Source organism: Pseudomonas putida, from assembly GCF_028682175.1.
Lineage (GTDB): Bacteria > Pseudomonadota > Gammaproteobacteria > Pseudomonadales > Pseudomonadaceae > Aquipseudomonas > Aquipseudomonas putida_AD.
In genome coordinates, this window is the sequence record NZ_JANHKS010000023.1 from 38,151 (window position 1) to 56,364 (window position 18,214).

16 protein-coding genes are annotated in these 18,214 nt (G+C 60.8%); 3 read left to right on the forward strand and 13 right to left on the reverse strand.

What is annotated here, in order from left to right; genetic code table 11:
• Positions 1–67 precede the first annotated feature (67 nt).
• Together mutS and fdxA are read left to right on the forward strand one after the other, a co-directional pair.
• Positions 68–2,608: a DNA mismatch repair protein MutS gene (mutS, locus tag NPS29_RS16800; protein ID WP_274133906.1), complete on the forward strand. Its 2,541-nt coding sequence runs from the start codon at positions 68–70 to the stop codon at positions 2,606–2,608.
• Between the two features lie 232 nt (positions 2,609–2,840).
• Positions 2,841–3,164 carry a ferredoxin FdxA gene (fdxA, locus tag NPS29_RS16805; protein ID WP_274133861.1) on the forward strand — a complete coding sequence of 108 codons (324 nt, stop codon included), beginning with the start codon at positions 2,841–2,843 and terminating at the stop codon, positions 3,162–3,164.
• Between the two features lie 596 nt (positions 3,165–3,760).
• Here fdxA and rpoS read toward each other — a convergent pair.
• The 8 genes from rpoS to NPS29_RS16845 form a co-directional block, all read right to left on the reverse strand.
• Positions 3,761–4,765 (reverse strand): RNA polymerase sigma factor RpoS, encoded by a 1,005-nt coding sequence (rpoS, locus tag NPS29_RS16810; protein ID WP_081565880.1) that lies wholly within the window; start codon positions 4,763–4,765, stop codon positions 3,761–3,763.
• Between the two features lie 104 nt (positions 4,766–4,869).
• Positions 4,870–5,766 carry a peptidoglycan DD-metalloendopeptidase family protein gene (locus tag NPS29_RS16815; protein ID WP_274133862.1) on the reverse strand — a complete coding sequence of 299 codons (897 nt, stop codon included), beginning with the start codon at positions 5,764–5,766 and terminating at the stop codon, positions 4,870–4,872.
• Positions 5,767–5,957: 191 nt separating this feature from the next.
• A complete protein-coding gene (locus NPS29_RS16820) occupies positions 5,958–6,635 on the reverse strand; it encodes a protein-L-isoaspartate(D-aspartate) O-methyltransferase (RefSeq protein WP_274133863.1) in 678 nt (225 codons plus the stop codon).
• Complete coding sequence (gene surE, locus NPS29_RS16825; RefSeq protein ID WP_274133864.1) at positions 6,635–7,384, reverse strand: 5'/3'-nucleotidase SurE; 750 nt, start codon at positions 7,382–7,384, stop codon at positions 6,635–6,637. The genes NPS29_RS16820 and surE overlap by 1 nt, the downstream gene beginning before the upstream one ends.
• On the reverse strand, positions 7,372–8,430 hold the full coding sequence (gene truD, locus NPS29_RS16830; RefSeq protein ID WP_274133865.1) for a tRNA pseudouridine(13) synthase TruD: 1,059 nt from the start codon (positions 8,428–8,430) through the stop codon (positions 7,372–7,374). The genes surE and truD overlap by 13 nt, the downstream gene beginning before the upstream one ends.
• Positions 8,427–8,900: a 2-C-methyl-D-erythritol 2,4-cyclodiphosphate synthase gene (gene ispF / locus NPS29_RS16835; RefSeq protein WP_274133866.1), complete on the reverse strand. Its 474-nt coding sequence runs from the start codon at positions 8,898–8,900 to the stop codon at positions 8,427–8,429. Before ispF ends, truD begins: the two co-directional genes overlap by 4 nt.
• Before the next feature lie 208 nt (positions 8,901–9,108).
• Complete coding sequence (fghA, locus tag NPS29_RS16840) at positions 9,109–9,954, reverse strand: S-formylglutathione hydrolase (RefSeq protein ID WP_274133867.1); 846 nt, start codon at positions 9,952–9,954, stop codon at positions 9,109–9,111.
• A gap of 96 nt (positions 9,955–10,050) precedes the next feature.
• Positions 10,051–11,163 carry an S-(hydroxymethyl)glutathione dehydrogenase/class III alcohol dehydrogenase gene (locus NPS29_RS16845; RefSeq protein WP_274133868.1) on the reverse strand — a complete coding sequence of 371 codons (1,113 nt, stop codon included), beginning with the start codon at positions 11,161–11,163 and terminating at the stop codon, positions 10,051–10,053.
• A 113-nt stretch (positions 11,164–11,276) separates the two neighbouring features.
• Here NPS29_RS16845 and NPS29_RS16850 point away from each other — a divergent pair, with 113 nt between their 5' ends.
• Positions 11,277–12,170 (forward strand): LysR substrate-binding domain-containing protein, encoded by an 894-nt coding sequence (locus NPS29_RS16850; protein WP_274133869.1) that lies wholly within the window; start codon positions 11,277–11,279, stop codon positions 12,168–12,170.
• A gap of 852 nt (positions 12,171–13,022) precedes the next feature.
• Here NPS29_RS16850 and ispD read toward each other — a convergent pair.
• From ispD to NPS29_RS16875, 5 genes are all read right to left on the reverse strand, one after another.
• Positions 13,023–13,733: a 2-C-methyl-D-erythritol 4-phosphate cytidylyltransferase gene (gene ispD / locus NPS29_RS16855; protein ID WP_274133870.1), complete on the reverse strand. Its 711-nt coding sequence runs from the start codon at positions 13,731–13,733 to the stop codon at positions 13,023–13,025.
• Positions 13,734–13,743: 10 nt separating this feature from the next.
• Positions 13,744–14,022: a cell division protein FtsB gene (gene ftsB / locus NPS29_RS16860; protein WP_274133871.1), complete on the reverse strand. Its 279-nt coding sequence runs from the start codon at positions 14,020–14,022 to the stop codon at positions 13,744–13,746.
• Positions 14,023–14,179: 157 nt separating this feature from the next.
• Positions 14,180–15,466, reverse strand: coding sequence for a phosphopyruvate hydratase (gene eno / locus NPS29_RS16865; RefSeq protein ID WP_274133872.1), 1,287 nt, complete (start codon positions 15,464–15,466; stop codon positions 14,180–14,182).
• 169 nt (positions 15,467–15,635) lie between these two features.
• Entirely contained in the window at positions 15,636–16,493 is an 858-nt protein-coding gene (gene kdsA / locus NPS29_RS16870) for a 3-deoxy-8-phosphooctulonate synthase (protein ID WP_274133873.1), read from the reverse strand.
• 16 nt (positions 16,494–16,509) lie between these two features.
• Complete coding sequence (locus NPS29_RS16875) at positions 16,510–18,141, reverse strand: CTP synthase (protein ID WP_274133874.1); 1,632 nt, start codon at positions 18,139–18,141, stop codon at positions 16,510–16,512.
• Between the last annotated feature and the right edge of the window lie 73 nt (positions 18,142–18,214).

Sequence of the window (18,214 nt, forward strand, 5' to 3'; positions counted from 1 at the left end):
ATTTCCCTTGTCAAAAAGACAGATTGAGTTCAGCCCTTTGAATACGGACCTCTCCAGCCATACCCCAATGATGCAGCAATACTGGAAGCTGAAGAACCAGCATCCAGACCAGTTGATGTTCTATCGCATGGGTGACTTCTACGAGATTTTCTACGAGGACGCCAAGAAAGCCGCCAAGCTGCTGGACATCACCCTGACCGCCCGCGGGCAGTCTGCCGGGCAAAGCATCCCGATGTGCGGAATTCCCTACCACGCCGCCGAAGGCTACCTGGCCAAGCTGGTCAAGCTGGGCGAATCCGTGGTGATCTGCGAGCAGATTGGCGACCCGGCCACCAGCAAGGGCCCGGTCGAACGTCAGGTGGTGCGCATCATCACCCCAGGTACCGTGAGTGACGAAGCGCTGATGGACGAGCGCCGCGACAACCTGATCGCCGCCGTGCTGGGTGACGAGCGCCTGTTCGGCCTGGCCGTGCTGGACATCACCAGTGGCAATTTCACCGTTCAGGAAATCAAGGGCTGGGAAAACCTGCTGGCCGAGCTTGAGCGCATCAACCCGGTCGAACTGTTGATCCCGGACGACTGGCCACAAGGGCTGCCTGCCGAGAAACGCCGTGGCTCGCGCCGTCGCGCACCATGGGATTTCGAGCGGGATTCGGCACACAAGAGCCTGTGCCAACAGTTCTCCACCCAGGACCTCAAAGGCTTCGGGTGCGAGACCCTGACGCTTGCAATCGGCGCCGCCGGCTGCCTGCTGAGCTACGCCAAAGAAACCCAGCGCACCGCCCTGCCCCATTTGCGCAGCCTGCGCCACGAGCGCATGGACGACACGGTCATCCTCGACGGCGCCAGCCGCCGCAACCTGGAGCTGGATACCAACCTGGCAGGCGGGCGCGACAACACCTTGCAGTCGGTGATGGACCGTTGCCAGACCGCCATGGCCACCCGCCTGCTGACCCGCTGGCTGAACCGCCCGCTGCGCGACCTCAAAGTGTTGCAGGCACGTCAGGAATCGATCGGCTGCTTCCTGGAGCGCTACCGGTTCGAACAGCTGCAACCGCAGCTCAAGGAAATCGGCGACCTGGAGCGCATCCTGGCGCGTATCGGCCTGCGCAATGCGCGTCCGCGCGACCTTGCCCGCCTGCGCGACGCCCTGGCGGCGCTGCCCGAGCTGCAACTGGCGCTGGCCGAACTGGAAGCCCCGCACATCCAGCAACTGGCAGTGACCACCAGCACCTACCCGGAACTGGCGGACCTGCTGCAGCGGGCGATCATCGACAACCCGCCGGCGGTGATCCGTGACGGCGGTGTACTGAAGACCGGTTACGACGCCGAGCTGGACGAACTCCTGTCACTGAGTGAAAACGCCGGCCAGTTCCTGATCGACCTGGAAGCCCGCGAGAAAGCCCGCACCGGCCTTGCCAACCTCAAGGTCGGCTACAACCGGGTTCACGGCTACTTCATCGAATTGCCGAGCAAGCAGGCCGAACAGGCGCCGGCCGACTACATTCGTCGCCAGACGCTCAAGGGTGCCGAACGCTTCATCACCCCTGAGCTGAAAGAGTTCGAAGACAAGGCCCTGTCCGCCAAGAGTCGCGCCCTGGCTCGGGAAAAAATGCTTTACGAAGCATTGCTCGAAGACCTGATCGGGCACTTGGCGCCGCTGCAGGACACCGCTGCCGCGCTGGCCGAACTGGACGTACTGAGCAACCTGGCCGAGCGTGCCCTGAACCTGGACCTTAATTGCCCACGCTTCACCGACGAGCCGTGCATGCGCATCGAGCAGGGCCGCCATCCGGTGGTCGAGCAGGTGCTGTCGACGCCTTTCGTGGCCAACGATCTGGACCTGCACGACAACACCCGGATGCTGGTGATTACCGGCCCGAACATGGGCGGTAAATCCACCTACATGCGCCAGACGGCGCTGATCGTGCTGCTGGCCCACATCGGCAGCTTCGTACCGGCGGCCAGCTGCGAGCTGTCGCTGGTTGACCGCATCTTCACCCGCATCGGCTCAAGCGATGACCTGGCGGGCGGGCGCTCGACCTTCATGGTGGAAATGAGTGAGACGGCGAACATCCTGCACAACGCCACCGACAAGAGCCTGGTGCTGATGGACGAAGTGGGCCGCGGGACAAGTACCTTCGATGGTCTGTCGCTGGCCTGGGCTGCGGCAGAATGTCTCGCCCAGTTGCGCGCCTACACCCTCTTTGCAACGCATTATTTCGAGCTGACCGTGCTCCCGGAAAGCGAGCCGCTGGTGGCCAACGTGCACCTCAATGCCACCGAGCACAACGAGCGGATCGTCTTCCTGCACCGCGTGCTGCCGGGGCCGGCCAGCCAGAGCTACGGCCTGGCCGTGGCCCAGTTGGCGGGGGTTCCAGGCAAGGTCATCAGCCGAGCCAAGGAGCATCTGCAGCGTCTGGAAACCACCAGCCTGCCCCACGAGCAGCCCAAGCCCAAGCCTGGAAAAGCGCCGGCGCCGCAGCAGGCGGACATGTTCGCCAGCCTGCCGCACCCGGTGCTCGAGGAGCTGTCGAAGCTGAAAATCGACGACATGACGCCGCGCCAAGCTATCGAATGGTTATATGGACTGCAAAACCGGATCTAACGGTGTTCGTTACAAGCTGTTAGAATCCCGCGCGGTTTGGGAACGGTACGGCCAGCAGCCGTGCCGTAAGACATCCGAGCCGCGTTCGAACACCGCCGAACCAAAGCCAAGCCTGCATGCCCTGTCGGCATGGGGCTGCGCTGGCGGTGTTCAGAATGGCCCGGGACCGTTCCCGACCGAGCAACCCTGACGTGAGGGGCTCTGCTGCCGCCGCCTGAGGAGAGAATTAGAAATGACCTTCGTCGTCACCGACAACTGCATCAAGTGCAAATACACCGACTGCGTAGAAGTCTGTCCGGTGGACTGCTTCTACGAAGGCCCGAACTTCCTGGTGATTCACCCGGATGAGTGCATCGACTGCGCTCTGTGCGAGCCTGAATGCCCTGCCGTAGCGATCTTCTCGGAAGACGAGATTCCGGCCGGCATGGAAAACTTCATCGAGCTGAACGCCGAGCTGGCGGATGTCTGGCCTAACGTCACCGAGCGCAAGGATCCGCTGCCGGATGCTGCGGAGTGGGATGGCAAGCCAGGCAAGATCGAGCATCTGGAGCGCTAAGCCCGGTGCGACACCAGAAAAGACCCTGCGGGGTCTTTTTTGCGTTCAGGGGCCAGAGAAAACCTGGACGTCCTTTTGCGAGGGCACTTTCCTGCAGGCGAAAAAAAGGGGCGGTTTGACCCGCCCACATTTTTTCCGTAATTCCATTTAATCCTTTGTCATCATCCTGATGAATCGCATCCTGCGATGTCCCTGAGCAGTCTTCCTTAACCGCCTGTGCCAATCCGTCGGCACAGGTCTGATATTAGTGATTTAACGATCCAGAGCAACCACCCTGATTTTTCAAAAGTATTCATGAACACATGTTCAACAAAAATAAACAGCAGGGAAATCAGCGACCTGTATAATTTCACTCATAATTAAAAGGCGTGTGCGCACTTGAAATAGTGCAATATCTGACAAGTCACGTAAGAAATCGCTTACAACTAAAGTAATAGATCCCTACAGATTCTCTTCACACCGGATAAACATTCCTGTAGTCCGGATTAACCAATTATTCATCGTTGTCACATCATTTCATCACATAAAAAAAGCCCCGACTGTTCGGGGCTTTTATTTGATGCTAGTTCGCCATCAACTTGCGCGAACTGCTTGTTTCACTGAAACAATGACTCACTCGACAAGCCGTTCTTCTCGAGGATTTCACGCAGGCGCTTGAGGCCCTCGACCTGAATCTGGCGAACCCTTTCGCGGGTCAGGCCGATCTCCAGGCCCACATCCTCCAGCGTGCTGCTTTCGTGGCCGCGCAAGCCGAAGCGGCGCACCACCACCTCGCGCTGCTTGTCGGTCAGCTCCGACAGCCACTGGTCGATGCTCTGGGACAGATCGTCGTCCTGAAGCAGCTCGCAGGGGTCTGTAGGGCGGTCGTCGGTCAAGGTGTCGAGCAGGGTCTTGTCCGAATCCGGCCCCAGGGACACGTCAACGGAGGATACCCGCTCATTCAGGCCGAGCATGCGCTTGACCTCACCGACCGGCTTCTCGAGCAGGTTGGCGATCTCTTCGGGTGAAGGTTCGTGATCGAGCTTCTGGGTCAGTTCCCGCGCAGCGCGCAGGTAGACGTTGAGCTCCTTGACCACATGAATCGGCAGGCGGATGGTCCGCGTCTGATTCATGATCGCGCGTTCGATGGTCTGACGGATCCACCAGGTCGCGTAGGTAGAGAACCGGAAACCGCGCTCCGGATCGAATTTTTCGACCGCCCGAATCAGGCCAAGGTTGCCCTCTTCGATGAGGTCCAGCAATGACAGGCCACGATTGACGTAGCGTCTGGCGATCTTGACCACCAGGCGCAGATTGCTTTCAATCATGCGCTTGCGCCCGGCCGGATCGCCGCTTTGCGACAGACGCGCAAAGTGGACCTCCTCCTCCGGGGAAAGCAAGGGTGAAAAGCCGATTTCATTGAGGTACAGCTGCGTAGCATCCAGTGCCCGCGTGTAGTCGATGTACTTGTGCTGCTTGAGTGCTGCGGAGTTTTTGGTCTTCGCACGAACAGAAGGTGTAGCTGGCTTCTCATCCGTTGCAGAATCCAGGACGATCCCGTGCTCCATCAGGAGAACCTCGTCGTCTATGTCAAACTCCGGCACTTCTTTGTTGAGAGCCATTGTTATAGTCCTTTGATGAGTTCGACCTCAAGCTCCAGTGGCGCCTTTTTCCCTGGCATCACGTGAGCCTGTCCCCTCTACGGCAGGAACAGGCTGGTAACCGATCAACGACGCGGCAAAAATCCAAGTGGATCGACTGGCTTGCCCTGACGGCGAATCTCGAAATGGAGCTTCACCCGATCAGTCCCCGTTGACCCCATCTCGGCAATTGTCTGCCCTGCCTTGACCTGTTGCCCCTCCCGAACCAACAGCCTACGGTTGTGACCGTAAGCACTGACGTAGGTATCGCTGTGTTTGATGATTACTAACTCGCCGTAGCCCCGTAATCCACTTCCGGCGTACACCACTGAACCATCAGACGCGGCTAAAACAGGCTGTCCCAAATCACCCGCGATATCAATTCCTTTATTCAAACTACCGTTTGAAGAAAATTTGGCGATCAAAACACCACTAGTTGGCCAGGCCCAGCCGCTCGGCGAACGCGCGCCAGCAACTACGGGTGTATTGACCGGTGCGGTCACCGCTGGCGGCGTGGTAGTGGAAGTGCTACCTGAAGTTGCACCTACAGGGCGTGTAATGACCGTGGTCTTGATTGAACCCGATGGCGAATTTGTGGTGTTCGATGTACTCGGTGCAATCACCACAGGCGCAGTTGCAACGGCCGTGGAGTTTGAACTCGAACGGCCGTCGAAGCGGATCGCCTGGCCGACGTGAATGGTGTAGGGCTCCGGAATGTTGTTGCGCGCTGCCAAGGCTTTCCAGTCCCAGCCGTAGCGGAAGGCGATGGAGAACAGCGTGTCACCACGCTTGACGACGTACTGGCCCGTGGTGACCGGCTGACGGGTGGGCGCAGAAGGCTTGCCGTCGTTGCGATCGACGACGCGCACGCCGCCCGATGGCGAGCTGGAGCAGCCAGCCAGAAGGAAACTCAGGGCAATGCCAGTCACCAGACGTTGAAAACATGTTGAAGACATACGCTGCCGAATGACTGTGAGACTCACCCGCCACTCCCTTTACCGGTGACTGAATTAAAGCTGCCTATTGTGTCTTGGTGATGACTGGCAGCCATGGAAAAACTGGTTACGACATTTGTGCACAACGGCCAGCAGCGTTCGGGCAGACCCTCCTCGCAAACAGCCAGCCTGTAGACAGGCGGCGCCTTGCGGAATTCATTGCAGCTGCAAAACAGTCTTTACGCCAGCGGCCCGTTTAGCAGCGGCACGAAACGCACGGCCCCCAGCACATGGCGGGAGAATCCGTGCTCTTCGCGGATGATCAGCATCAGTTGCTGCACCTCGCCCGCCCCGACCGGAATCACCAGGCGTCCGCCGGGTGCCAACTGGTCCAGCAGCGCTTGCGGTACATCGGTGGCCACCGCCGTGACGATGATGCCGTTGTACGGCGCCAGCGCCGGCCAGCCTTCCCAGCCGTCGCCCCAGCGAAACACCATGTTGCGCAGGTTCAGCTCCTGCAGGCGCTCCTTGGCGCGATCCTGCAGCACCTTGATCCGCTCGACCGAGAACACCCGCTCCACCAGTTGCGCCAGCACGGCGGTCTGGTAGCCGGACCCCGTGCCGATCTCCAGCACCTTGTCCAGCGGCCCCGCCGCCAGCAGCAGCTCGCTCATGCGGGCCACCATGTACGGCTGGGAAATGGTCTGGTTGTTGCCGATCGGCAGCGCCGTGTCTTCATAGGCACGGTGGGCCAGGGCTTCATCGACGAACAGATGCCGGGGCGTCTTGCGAATCACCTCCAGCACCTGGGTGTTGGCGATGCCTTCTTCGTACAGACGCTGGATCAGGCGCTCGCGGGTTCGCTGCGAGGTGAATCCCACACCCCGGCGTAACAGATCATCTTGCTCACGCGACATCAGGCCATGCCCTCCAGCCAAGTGTTCAGGCTGTTGAAACCGTCCTGATAGGTCCGATCCAGCTGCAACGGCGTAATCGATACATAACCTTGCATCACGGCATGAAAGTCCGTGCCTGGCCCGCCATCCTCGACATCCCCGGCAGCGGCAATCCAGTAACCGGCCTTGCCACGGGGATCGACCACCTGCACGGGGGCGGCAGCGCGCGTGCGATGCCCCAGGCGGGTCAACTGGATGCCGCGCACATGGTCCAGCGGCAGGTTCGGAATATTCACGTTCAATACGGTACGCGGTGGAAGATCGAGCTTGTCGTGAGCTTCGACCAGAAGCCGGGCGTAATGCGCGGCGGTTGCCAGGTTATCGACCTGGCGGGACAAAAATGAAAAGGCAAACGAGGGCCGCTGCAGAAAACGCCCCTCCAGCGCTGCAGCGACAGTGCCGGAATACAGCACGTCATCGCCCAGGTTGGCCCCCAGGTTGATGCCGGAGACCACCATGTCGGGCTCCTGCTCCAGCAGGCCGTGAATCCCCAGGTGAACGCAATCGGTCGGCGTGCCGTTCAGGCTGATGAAGCCGTTGTCCAGAACGATGGGGTGCAGCGGCCTGTCGAGGGTCAGCGAACTGCTGGCACCGCTCTTGTCTTGATCGGGAGCGATGACCGCGCACTCGGCATAGCCCGCCAGCGCACCGTAGAGCGCAGCCAGTCCGGGTGCCGTGACCCCGTCATCATTTGAAATCAGAATACGCATGAGCTGTCCGTCTGTCCTGCGGGCGCCAGATCGACGAGTTCACGCACCAATGCGGTGGCGAAGCATCCGGCCGGCAGGACGAATTCCAGTTGCAGAATGTCAGGCTCGGGATAATGCCACGTCAACCGCCCGATGGGCAGTCGCAGGATGCGACGTTCGTGCTCCATTCCGGCTTTTATCAACCAGTTACACAGCGATGACTCGCGCTGGGCGATGCTGTTTTCAAGCTCGGCGGTGGCCCCGGCTGCCGGAGAAGCGCCTTCGCCCCACTGGGGACCTGTGGGGTGCAGGTCCAGGATGGCCAGGCGCGGATCGCTGCATTCGGCTTCGCCCGCCGGGAAGAAACTGTGGCTGTCGGTGAATGCCAGCAGATCCCCGACCTGCGCGCGCTGCCAACTGCCATCGGCGACCCGAGCCGCCAGCACCTGATTGAACAGGTAGCTGCGCGCCGTGGACAGCAGCCGCGAACGTACATTGCGTTGTTCAGGCAATGCCTGGCGTTCAGCGTAGTGGCGGGCTTCGCCGACGTTGCCGCCCTCGTAGCCGAAGCGCTGGGCACCGAAATAATTGGGAATACCGGCAGCCTTGATCGCTTCCAGGCGTTGATCCAGCGCGGCCTTGTCGGCCTGCAACTGCGTCAGGCGCAGGGTGAAACCGTTGGCCGCATGGGCGCCCCGCTGCAGCTTGCGCTTGTGGCGCTTGCTGTCGAGGATCTTCAGGGTGTCGTTCTCGGCCGCCGACATGTCCGGATCGGCCTTGCCGGGCAGCTGAATGCTGAACCACTGGCGCGTCAGGGCCTGGCGATCTTTAAGGCCGGCGTAGGCGACGGTGCGCAGCGGCACGCCTGCGGCCTTGGCCAGCCGACGGGCTGCTTCCTCGGTGTTCAGGCCGCGTTTCTCAACCCACAGCCACAGGTGCTCGCCGTCGCCGGACAGTGGAATGTCCAGCACTTCGTCCACTTGAAAATCTTCGGCGGTGGCCTTGAGTACCGCAGTGCCCAGCGCATCGCCATAGGCCCGCGGGCCCAGCAGTTCGAATTCGGTCATTGGGCGATCAACAACGCCACGGCGTGAACCGCGATGCCTTCTTCACGGCCGGTAAAACCCAGCTTCTCGGTGGTGGTGGCCTTGACGTTGACCTGGTCGAGTTCGACCTGCAGGTCTTCAGCGATCAAAGCGCGCATGGTGTCGATGTGCGGTGCCATCTTGGGCGCCTGGGCGACGATGGTGGCGTCGACGTTGCCGACTTTCCAGCCCTTGGCCTGCACCTGCTTCAAGACGTGACGCAGCAGCACGCGGCTGTCGGCGCCCTTGAATTGCGGATCGGTGTCCGGGAAATGCTTGCCGATATCACCCAGGGCGGCGGCGCCCAGCAGGGCATCGCTCAAAGCATGCAGCAGGACATCGCCATCGGAATGAGCGAGCAGCCCGAACTTGTGCGCAATACGCACCCCACCCAAGGTAATGAAATCGCCCTCAGCGAAACGGTGCACATCGTAGCCGTGGCCAATACGCATAAAAAAACGCCCTGAAAAAGTCAGGGCGTGATTCTACCTATTTTGTCGGACATTAGGGCGTCTGACTGACTGAACACCGCGTGCTGCGGCGCAGCAATATCCCGTAGCAGTCCGGCTTGCCGGCGGGGACAGACTTGATTGCGCCACCGCCGGCAAGCCGGACTGCTACGTAGAGCACGCCATCAGGCCAAGGTGTTGCATTACCTCGTCAACCCGCCAGTGCTTGCGCGTGGTGACGCAGGTGATCCTCGATGAAGCTGGCGATGAAGTAGTAGCTGTGGTCGTAGCCGGGCTGCATGCGCAGTTCCAGCGGATGGCCCGCCGCCTTTGCCGCCTGCACCAGTGCCTCGGGCTTGAGCTGGTTGGCAAGGAAGTCGTCACGATCGCCCTGATCCACCAGCAACGGCAGGCGCTCGGCTGCATCGGCGATCAGCACGCTGGCATCCCATTCGCGCCAGCGCGAGCGGTCTTCGCCCAAATAGCGGGAAAAGGCCTTCTGACCCCAGGGGCAATCCATCGGGTTGGTGATCGGCGAGAATGCCGACACCGATTTGTAGCGCCCCGGATTGCGCAACGCACACACCAGCGCACCGTGCCCGCCCATCGAATGGCCGCTGATGCTGCGTTTGTCGGAAGCCGGAAAATGCGCCTCGATCAGGTTCGGCAGCTCGCTGACCACATAGTCGTACATGCGGTAGTGGCGCGCCCAGGGTTGTTGGGTGGCGTTCAGGTAGAAACCGGCGCCCAGGCCGAAGTCATAGGCGCTGTCCGGGTCGTCCGGCACGTCGGCGCCGCGAGGACTGGTGTCCGGTGCAACGATGATGATCCCAAGCTCGGCGGCGATGCGCAGGGCACCGGCCTTCTGCATGAAATTCTCGTCGGTGCAGGTCAGGCCCGACAGCCAGTACACCACCGGCAGCTTGCCGCCCTGCTCTGCCTGAGGCGGCAGATAGACCGCGAACACCATGTCGCAGCCCAGCACGTCGGAATGGTGTTTGTAACGTTTATGCCAGCCGCCGAAGCTTTTCTGGCACGAGATGTTTTCCAGACTCATAGGTCGTTCCTCCCAGCCGCAAGCTTCAAGCCGTCAGCTACAAGTCGGCAGCGGCGCGCCTTCTTGCAGCTTGCGGCCTGTAGCTTGTCGCTGCTTTTAGAAGTGGATGACCGAACGAATGCTTTTGCCTTCGTGCATCAGGTCGAATGCTTCGTTGATCTTGTCCAGGCCCATGGTGTGGGTGATGAAGGTGTCCAGCGGGATTTCGCCGGTCTGGGATTTTTCAACGTAGCTTGGCAGCTCGGTACGGCCCTTCACGCCGCCGAACGCCGAACCGCGCCAGACGCGACCGGTCACCAGCTGGAATGGACGGGTGGCGATTTCCTGGCCAGACGGCGCGACGCCGATGATGACCGACTCGCCCCAGCCTTTATGGCAGCATTCCAGCGCGGCGCGCATCAGTTGTACGTTGCCGATGCACTCGAAGCTGTAGTCCACGCCGCCGTCGGTCATTTCGACGATCACGTCCTGAATCGGCTTGCTGTGCTCTTTCGGGTTGATGAAGTCGGTGGCGCCCAACTCACGGGCCACGTCGAACTTGGCCGGGTTGATGTCGATGGCGATGATGCGCGAGGCCTTGGCCATTTTCGCGCCGATGATCGCCGCAAGACCAATGCCGCCCAGACCGAAGATCGCCACGGTGGCACCCTCTTCCACCTTGGCGGTGTTCAGTACCGCGCCGATGCCGGTGGTCACGCCGCAGCCCAGCAGGCAGACCTTCTCCAGCGGCGCTTCCTTGGGGATTTTCGCCAGGGAAATTTCCGGCACCACGGTGTACTCCGAGAACGTCGAGCAACCCATGTAGTGGTAGACCGGCTGGCCGTTGTAGCTGAAACGGGTGGTGCCATCGGGCATCAGGCCCTTGCCTTGCGTGGCGCGGACTTTCTGGCACAGGTTGGTCTTGCCGGACTTGCAGAATTTGCACTCGCGGCATTCGGCGGTGTACAGCGGGATCACGTGGTCGCCCACGGCCAGGGAGGTGACGCCCTCGCCCACCGCCTCGACGATACCGCCACCTTCGTGACCGAGGATGCACGGGAACACGCCTTCGGAGTCCGCACCGGACAGGGTGTAGGCGTCAGTGTGGCAAACGCCGGATGCGACGGTACGAATCAAGACCTCACCGGCTTTCGGCGCCTCGACGTCCACTTCGACAATTTGCAGAGGCTCGTTTGGCGCGAAGGCTACGGCTGCACGTGACTTGATCATCAATCTTCTCCAGCGGGTTTAAAAAAGGTTAAACAGACCAGGAGTGTAAAGCAGTGCCGTTTGATGAATAATCCGGACAAAAGCAAAACATTAATGCTGTACAGGGATAATCGATGTACACCAATCGCTGGGATGGACTGGATGAATTCGTCGCGGTGGCCGAATGCGGGCAATTCACCGCAGCCGCTGAGCGCATGGGGGTGTCGTCGTCCCACATCAGCCGGCAGATCGCGCGCCTGGAGGAACGGCTGCAGACCCGCTTGCTGTACCGAAGCACGCGCAAGGTGGCGCTGACCGAAGCCGGCCAGACCTTCCTGCATCATTGCCAGCGTCTGCAGGATGGACGCGAGGAAGCACTGCGCGCGGTGGGCGATCTGACCAGCGAACCCAAGGGCCTGCTGCGCATGACGTGCGCGGTGGCATACGGCGAGCGCTTCATCGCGCCGTTGGTGACCCGATTCATGGATGAGTACCCGCAACTGCGCGTGGACATCGAGTTGACCAATAACACCCTGGACCTGGTGCATGAGGGGATGGACCTGGCGATTCGACTTGGCCGGTTGCAGGAATCGCGAATGGTCGCCACCCGCCTGGCTCCCCGGCGCATGTACCTGTGCGCGTCGCCCTCGTATCTGGAGCGCTATGGCCGGCCTCACAGCTTGTCGGAATTGAACCGGCATAACTGCCTGATCGGCAGTTCGGACAGTTGGCTGCTGCAGCAGAACGGCAAGGAATTCTCCCAGCGCGTCCACGGAAACTGGCGCTGCAACAGTGGGCAAGCGGTACTGGATGCGGCGCTACAGGGGGTGGGGTTGTGTCAGTTGCCGGATTATTACGTGCTTGAACATTTGAAAAGCGGCGCATTGATTTCATTGCTCGACGCCCACCAGCCTCCCAATACCGCAGTGTGGGCGCTGTATCCGCAGCAACGGCATTTGTCGCCCAAGGTCAGGAAGCTGGTGGATTATCTGAAGACAGGGTTGGCGTTGCGGGATGAGTACCGGTAGCAGCCGGGCTTGCCCGCGGGGTTTGGGGTGAACCCAGATGCCGCGAACTCGCCCCCGGTCCTGTAGGAGCGCGCTTGCCCGCGACGGCGGGGTGTCAGACGCAACATTTGTCACAGGCGAATCGCAGTCGCGGGCAAGCGCGCTCCTACAGGTTGGGGGGCAGGTAGATACCGAGAACTGGCCCCGACTCTTGTAGGAGTGAGCTTGCTCGCGATGGCGGCGTGTCAGGCACCGTGATGGCGAATGACTCACCGCAATCGCGAGCAAGCTCACTCCTACAGGATCGCCTGCACTCGTCCAACCAACGGTTGAATTTACCGCAGTGCAGATAACTGCCGTTACCGTACCAGCCGGGCTTGCCCGCGGGGTTTGGGGTGAACCCAGATGCCGCGAACTCGCCCCCGGTCCCGTAGGAGCGCGCTTGCCCGCGATGGCGGCGGGTCAGGCGCAACATTTGTCACAGGCGAATCGCAGTCGCGGGCAAGCGCGCTCCTACAGGTTGGGGTGCACATAGATACCGAGAACTGGCCCCGACTCTTGTAGGAGTGAGCTTGCTCGCGATGGCGGCGTGTCAGGCACCGTGATGGCGAATGACTCACCGCAATCGCGAGCAAGCTCACTCCTACAGGATCGCGTGCACCCGTCCAACCAACGGTTGAATTTACCGCAGTGCAGAAAACTACCGTTACCGTAGCAGCCGGGCCTGCCCGCGGGGTTTGGGGTGCACGCAAATACCGCGAACTCGCCCCCGGCCCTGTAGGAGCGCGCTTGCCCGCGATGGCGGCGGGTCAGGCGCAACATTTGTCACAGGCGAATCGCAGTCGCGGGCAAGCGCGCTTCTGCGGGACTGCATCAGCGGTTGAATTCACCGCGGCGCTGGCGCAGCCATTCGAGGTCTTCGGGGCGGGTGACTTTGATGTTGTCGGCGCGGCCTTCGATCAGGCGGGGGGATTGGCCGGCCCATTCGATGGCCGAGGCTTCATCGGTGATCGAGACGTTCGACACCAGGCTGTCCGCCAGTGCCCGGTGCAACGCGCCCAACCTGAACATCTGCGGCGTATACGCCTGCCAGATCAGGCTGCGATCAACCGTTTCAGTAACCCGGCCATTGGCATCGGCGCGTTTGAGGGTGTCCTTGGCCGGTACCGCGAGCAAGCCGCCCACAGGATCGTGCGCCAACTCACCCAGCAGGTTGTCCAGGTCGGACCGCGCCAGGTTCGGGCGCGCGGCGTCATGCACCAACACCCAGTCATTGTCATCGGCGCCATTGGCGTGCAGGTGCAACAGTGCATTGAGCACCGAGTCCGCACGCTCCTTGCCGCCGGCGACCCGCTGAATGCGTGAGTCCAGTGCACAGGGCAAGGTGGGCCAGTAAGGATCATCCACAGCAAGGCTCACCACCATCCCTTTGAGCTGGGGATGATCGAGAAAGCAAAGCAGGCTGTGTTCAAGAATTGTGAGGCCGCCCAGTTGCAAGTACTGCTTGGGACGGTCTGCCGCCATGCGTGCACCAACGCCCGCTGCGGGAATCACTGCCCAGAAGGCAGGAAGGGATTGAGTCATTTACAGGAGGTCACTGTGCCAACTGATAAAGGGTCTCGCCGTCCTTGACCATGCCCAGTTCATGACGGGCACGTTCTTCAACGGTTTCCAGGCCTTTTTTCAACTCAAGCACTTCGGCGTCCAGAACCCGGTTGCGCTCGAGCAACACATCGTTTTCGGCATGCTGATCGGCGATTTGCTGGGTCAGACTGGCCACCTGCGCAAGGCTGCCATTACCCACCCACAGGCGATACTGCAGGCCAGCGAGCAGCAAGAGCAGAACGAGGAACAACCAGTTAGAACTGCGCATTGTGAATATCTGTTACCCGGTGGAGAAAGACAGCAAAACCGACCATTTCAAATGCCCAAGAGCCCGGTGGTCACCGGGCTCGTGGATCAGGACGTCAGGATAAATCGCTTTTGACGATTTGCCCTACAGCGCCTGCTGCCTTTTTACCATCTAACTATCAGCCGCGAAACTCGCCGCGACCACGGTATACAGCTTTGGCGCCCAATTGCTCTTCGATACGCAGCAGTTGGTTGTACTTGGAGATGCGATCGGAACGGCTCAGGGAGCCGGTCTTGATCTGGCCAGCCGAGGTGCCCACAGCCAAGTCGGCGATGGTCGAATCTTCGGTTTCGCCGGAGCGGTGCGAGATCACGGCGGTGTAACCGGCGGCCTTGGCCATCTGGATGGCTTCCAGGGTTTCGGTCAGGGTGCCGATCTGGTTGAACTTGATCAGGATCGAGTTACCGATTTTCTTCTCGATACCTTCTTTCAGGATCTTGGTGTTGGTCACGAACAGGTCGTCGCCCACCAGCTGGATCTTGTCGCCGATCTTGTCGGTCAGGACTTTCCAGCCATCCCAGTCGGACTCGTCCAGACCGTCTTCGATGGAGATGATCGGGTGCTTGCTGACCAGATCGGCCAGGTAGTCGGCGAAACCGGCGGAGTCGTACTCACCTTCTTCGCTCAGCACGTACTTGCCGTTCTTGTAGAACTCGCTGGCTGCGCAGTCCAGGGCCAGGGTCACGTCGGTGCCCAGCTTGTAGCCGGCGTTTTTCACCGCTTCGGCGATGGCGTCCAGCGCTTCGGCGTTGGAGTTCAGGTTAGGTGCGAAACCGCCTTCATCACCCACGGCAGTGTTCAGGCCACGGGCCTTCAGGACAGCCTTGAGGTGGTGGAAAATCTCGGTGCCCCAGCGCAGGCCTTCGGAAAAGCTCTTGGCGCCGACTGGCTGAACCATGAATTCCTGGATGTCGATGTTGTTGTCGGCGTGCTCGCCACCGTTGATGATGTTCATCATCGGGACCGGCATGGTGTACTCGCCCGGCGTGCCGTTCAGGTTGGCGATGTGCGCGTACAGCGGCAGATCCTGATCCTGTGCAGCGGCCTTGGCGGCAGCCAAGGACACGGCGAGGATGGCGTTGGCGCCAAGGCTTGCCTTGTTCTCGGTACCGTCGAGCTTGATCATCGCGTGATCCAGCGCTTTCTGGTCAACCGGATCCTTGCCCAGCAGCAGGTCGCGGATCGGGCCATTGATATTGGCCACAGCCTTCAGAACGCCCTTGCCCATGTAACGGCTCTTGTCGCCATCACGCAGCTCAAGTGCTTCACGCGAGCCGGTGGAAGCACCGGACGGCGCGCAGGCACTGCCGATGATGCCGTTGTCGAGGAGCACATCTGCTTCCACGGTGGGATTGCCACGGGAGTCGAGAACTTCACGACCTTTGATGTCGACGATTTTTGCCATTGTTGTTAACACTCCAAGATTGACGAAAACGACGCAGCTGGGAAAAGCGACTGGCGTCTCGGAGCACTAGACAGCGGGCAGGCCCGAGACGACAGAAATTCCCGACCCGTTGGTCGGGAATGAAACGAGCGGCACTGTACCGGAGGTGACGGTGCCGCAGAAGCGGATTTTAAGCCGTTTCGATGGTCGGGAACGCCTTGACCAGGTCATCGAGGGCCTTGAGCTGGGTCAGGAACGGCTCAAGCTTCTCAAGACGCAGGGCACACGGGCCGTCGCACTTGGCGTTGTCCGGATCCGGATGCGCCTCCAGGAACAGGCCCGCCAGGCCCTGGCTGATGCCGGCCTTGGCCAGGTCGGTCACCTGGGCACGACGACCACCGGCAGAATCCGAACGGCCGCCCGGCATCTGCAAGGCGTGGGTCACGTCGAAGAATACCGGGTATTCGAAAGCCTTCATGATGCCGAAGCCGAGCATGTCCACCACGAGGTTGTTGTAGCCGAAGCTCGAACCACGTTCGCACAGGATCAGCTGATCGTTACCGGCTTCTTCGCACTTGTTCAGGATGTGTTTCATTTCCTGAGGCGCTAGGAACTGGGCCTTCTTGATGTTGATCACGGCGCCGGTTTTCGCCATCGCCACGACCAGGTCGGTCTGGCGCGACAGGAAGGCCGGCAACTGGATGATGTCGCAGACTTCAGCCACGGCAGCAGCCTGATGCGGTTCATGCACGTCAGTGATCACGGGCACGCCGAAGGTGCTCTTGATCTCTTCGAAAATGCGCATGCCCGCTTCCAGGCCCGGACCGCGATAGGAGGTCACGGAAGAACGGTTGGCCTTGTCGAAGCTGGCCTTGAACACGTAGGGGATACCGAGTTTCTCGGTAACCCGCACGTACTCTTCGCAGACTTGCATGGCCATGTCCCGCGACTCCAGGACATTCATGCCACCGAACAAGACCATCGGCTTGTCGTTGGCGATGTCAATGCCCTTGTGCAGGGAACCGACGCGGATGATTTTCTGCCCCATGTAAATGAATTCCCTATCAGGCGTTCTTCTGGTGTTGAGCGAGCGCTGCCTTGACGAAGCCACTGAACAGCGGGTGACCGTCACGAGGCGTGGAGGTGAACTCCGGGTGGAACTGGCAGGCCACGAACCACGGGTGATCCTTGGACTCGACCACTTCGACCAGCGCGCCGTCACCGGAACGACCGGAAATCTTAAGGCCCGCATCGATCAGTTGCGGCAGCAGCTTGTTGTTCACTTCGTAGCGATGACGATGGCGCTCGACGATGGTGTCGTTGCCATAGCAGTCGTGCACCAGAGAACCCGGTTCCAGCAGGCATTCCTGGGCGCCCAGGCGCATGGTGCCGCCCAGGTCGGACGCTTCGGTACGGGTTTCGACGGCGCCGGTGGAGTCTTCCCACTCGGTGATCAGGCCGACCACAGGGTGCGCGCTGGTACGGTCGAATTCGGTGGAGTTGGCGTCTTTCCAGCCCAGCACGTTACGTGCGAACTCGATGACCGCCACCTGCATGCCCAGGCAGATACCCAGGTAAGGCACCTTGTTTTCGCGAGCGAACTGAACGGCGGTGATCTTGCCTTCCACGCCGCGCAGACCGAAGCCGCCCGGTACCAGGATCGCGTCCACGCCTTCCAGCAGGCCTGTGCCCTGATTCTCGATGTCTTCGGAATCGATGTAGCGCAGGTTGACCTTGGTGCGGTTGGTGATGCCGGCGTGGCTCATCGCTTCGATCAGCGACTTGTACGCATCCAGCAGCTCCATGTACTTGCCGACCATGGCGATGGTGACTTCGTGCTCGGGGTTGAGCTTGGCATCGACGACCTTGTCCCACTCGGACAGGTCGGCGCCGCCGCATTGCAGGCCGAAACGCTCGACCACGAAATCGTCCAGGCCTTGCGAGTGCAGGATGCCCGGGATCTTGTAGATGGTATCGGCGTCTTCCAGACCGATCACCGCACGTTCTTCAACGTTGGTGAACTGGGCGATCTTGCGGCGCGACGACACGTCGATCGGGTGGTCGGAACGGCAGACCAGGACGTCTGGCTGCAGGCCGATGGAGCGCAGTTCCTTGACCGAGTGCTGGGTAGGCTTGGTCTTGGTTTCGCCTGCGGTGGCGATGTACGGAACCAGCGTCAGGTGCATCAGCATCGCGCGCTTGGAGCCGACTTCGAAACGCAGCTGGCGAATGGCCTCCAGGAACGGTTGCGATTCGATGTCACCCACGGTGCCACCGATTTCCACCAGGGCCACGTCGGCATCGCCGGCGCCCTTGATGATGCGACGCTTGATTTCGTCGGTGATGTGCGGGATCACCTGAATGGTCGCGCCCAGATAATCACCACGGCGCTCTTTGCGCAGGACGTGTTCGTACACACGGCCCGTGGTGAAGTTGTTGTTCTGGGTCATGGTGGTGCGAATGAAACGCTCGTAGTGACCCAGGTCCAGGTCGGTCTCGGCGCCGTCATGGGTGACGAACACTTCACCGTGCTGGAACGGGCTCATGGTGCCCGGGTCGACGTTGATGTAGGGGTCCAGCTTGAGCATGGTGACCTTAAGTCCCCTCGCCTCCAGGATGGCCGCCAATGAAGCCGAGGCAATGCCTTTCCCCAATGAAGAAACAACACCGCCCGTGACGAAGATGTAGCGCGTCATGAAAAACCCTAGAAGTCTGCGTTAAAGCGGTCAGAGCCGCCGGGGAAAGCGAAGGAAGGCCGAAGCCCCCGAT

Excerpts from the sequence above, each read along its gene's own strand:
- NPS29_RS16875 (WP_274133874.1), bottom strand. The coding sequence starts at position 18,141 with ATGACGCGCTACATCTTCGTCACGGGCGGTGTTGTTTCTTCATTGGGG.
- mutS (WP_274133906.1), top strand. The coding sequence starts at position 68 with ATGATGCAGCAATACTGGAAGCTGAAGAACCAGCATCCAGACCAGTTG.
- eno (WP_274133872.1), bottom strand. The coding sequence starts at position 15,466 with ATGGCAAAAATCGTCGACATCAAAGGTCGTGAAGTTCTCGACTCCCGT.
- kdsA (WP_274133873.1), bottom strand. The coding sequence starts at position 16,493 with ATGGGGCAGAAAATCATCCGCGTCGGTTCCCTGCACAAGGGCATTGAC.
- ftsB (WP_274133871.1), bottom strand. The coding sequence starts at position 14,022 with ATGCGCAGTTCTAACTGGTTGTTCCTCGTTCTGCTCTTGCTGCTCGCT.
- truD (WP_274133865.1), bottom strand. The coding sequence starts at position 8,430 with ATGACCGAATTCGAACTGCTGGGCCCGCGGGCCTATGGCGATGCGCTG.
- ispF (WP_274133866.1), bottom strand. The coding sequence starts at position 8,900 with ATGCGTATTGGCCACGGCTACGATGTGCACCGTTTCGCTGAGGGCGAT.
- NPS29_RS16820 (WP_274133863.1), bottom strand. The coding sequence starts at position 6,635 with ATGTCGCGTGAGCAAGATGATCTGTTACGCCGGGGTGTGGGATTCACC.
- fghA (WP_274133867.1), bottom strand. The coding sequence starts at position 9,954 with ATGAGTCTGGAAAACATCTCGTGCCAGAAAAGCTTCGGCGGCTGGCAT.
- fdxA (WP_274133861.1), top strand. The coding sequence starts at position 2,841 with ATGACCTTCGTCGTCACCGACAACTGCATCAAGTGCAAATACACCGAC.
- rpoS (WP_081565880.1), bottom strand. The coding sequence starts at position 4,765 with ATGGCTCTCAACAAAGAAGTGCCGGAGTTTGACATAGACGACGAGGTT.
- ispD (WP_274133870.1), bottom strand. The coding sequence starts at position 13,733 with ATGACTCAATCCCTTCCTGCCTTCTGGGCAGTGATTCCCGCAGCGGGC.
- surE (WP_274133864.1), bottom strand. The coding sequence starts at position 7,384 with ATGCGTATTCTGATTTCAAATGATGACGGGGTCACGGCACCCGGACTG.
- NPS29_RS16850 (WP_274133869.1), top strand. The coding sequence starts at position 11,277 with ATGTACACCAATCGCTGGGATGGACTGGATGAATTCGTCGCGGTGGCC.
- NPS29_RS16845 (WP_274133868.1), bottom strand. The coding sequence starts at position 11,163 with ATGATCAAGTCACGTGCAGCCGTAGCCTTCGCGCCAAACGAGCCTCTG.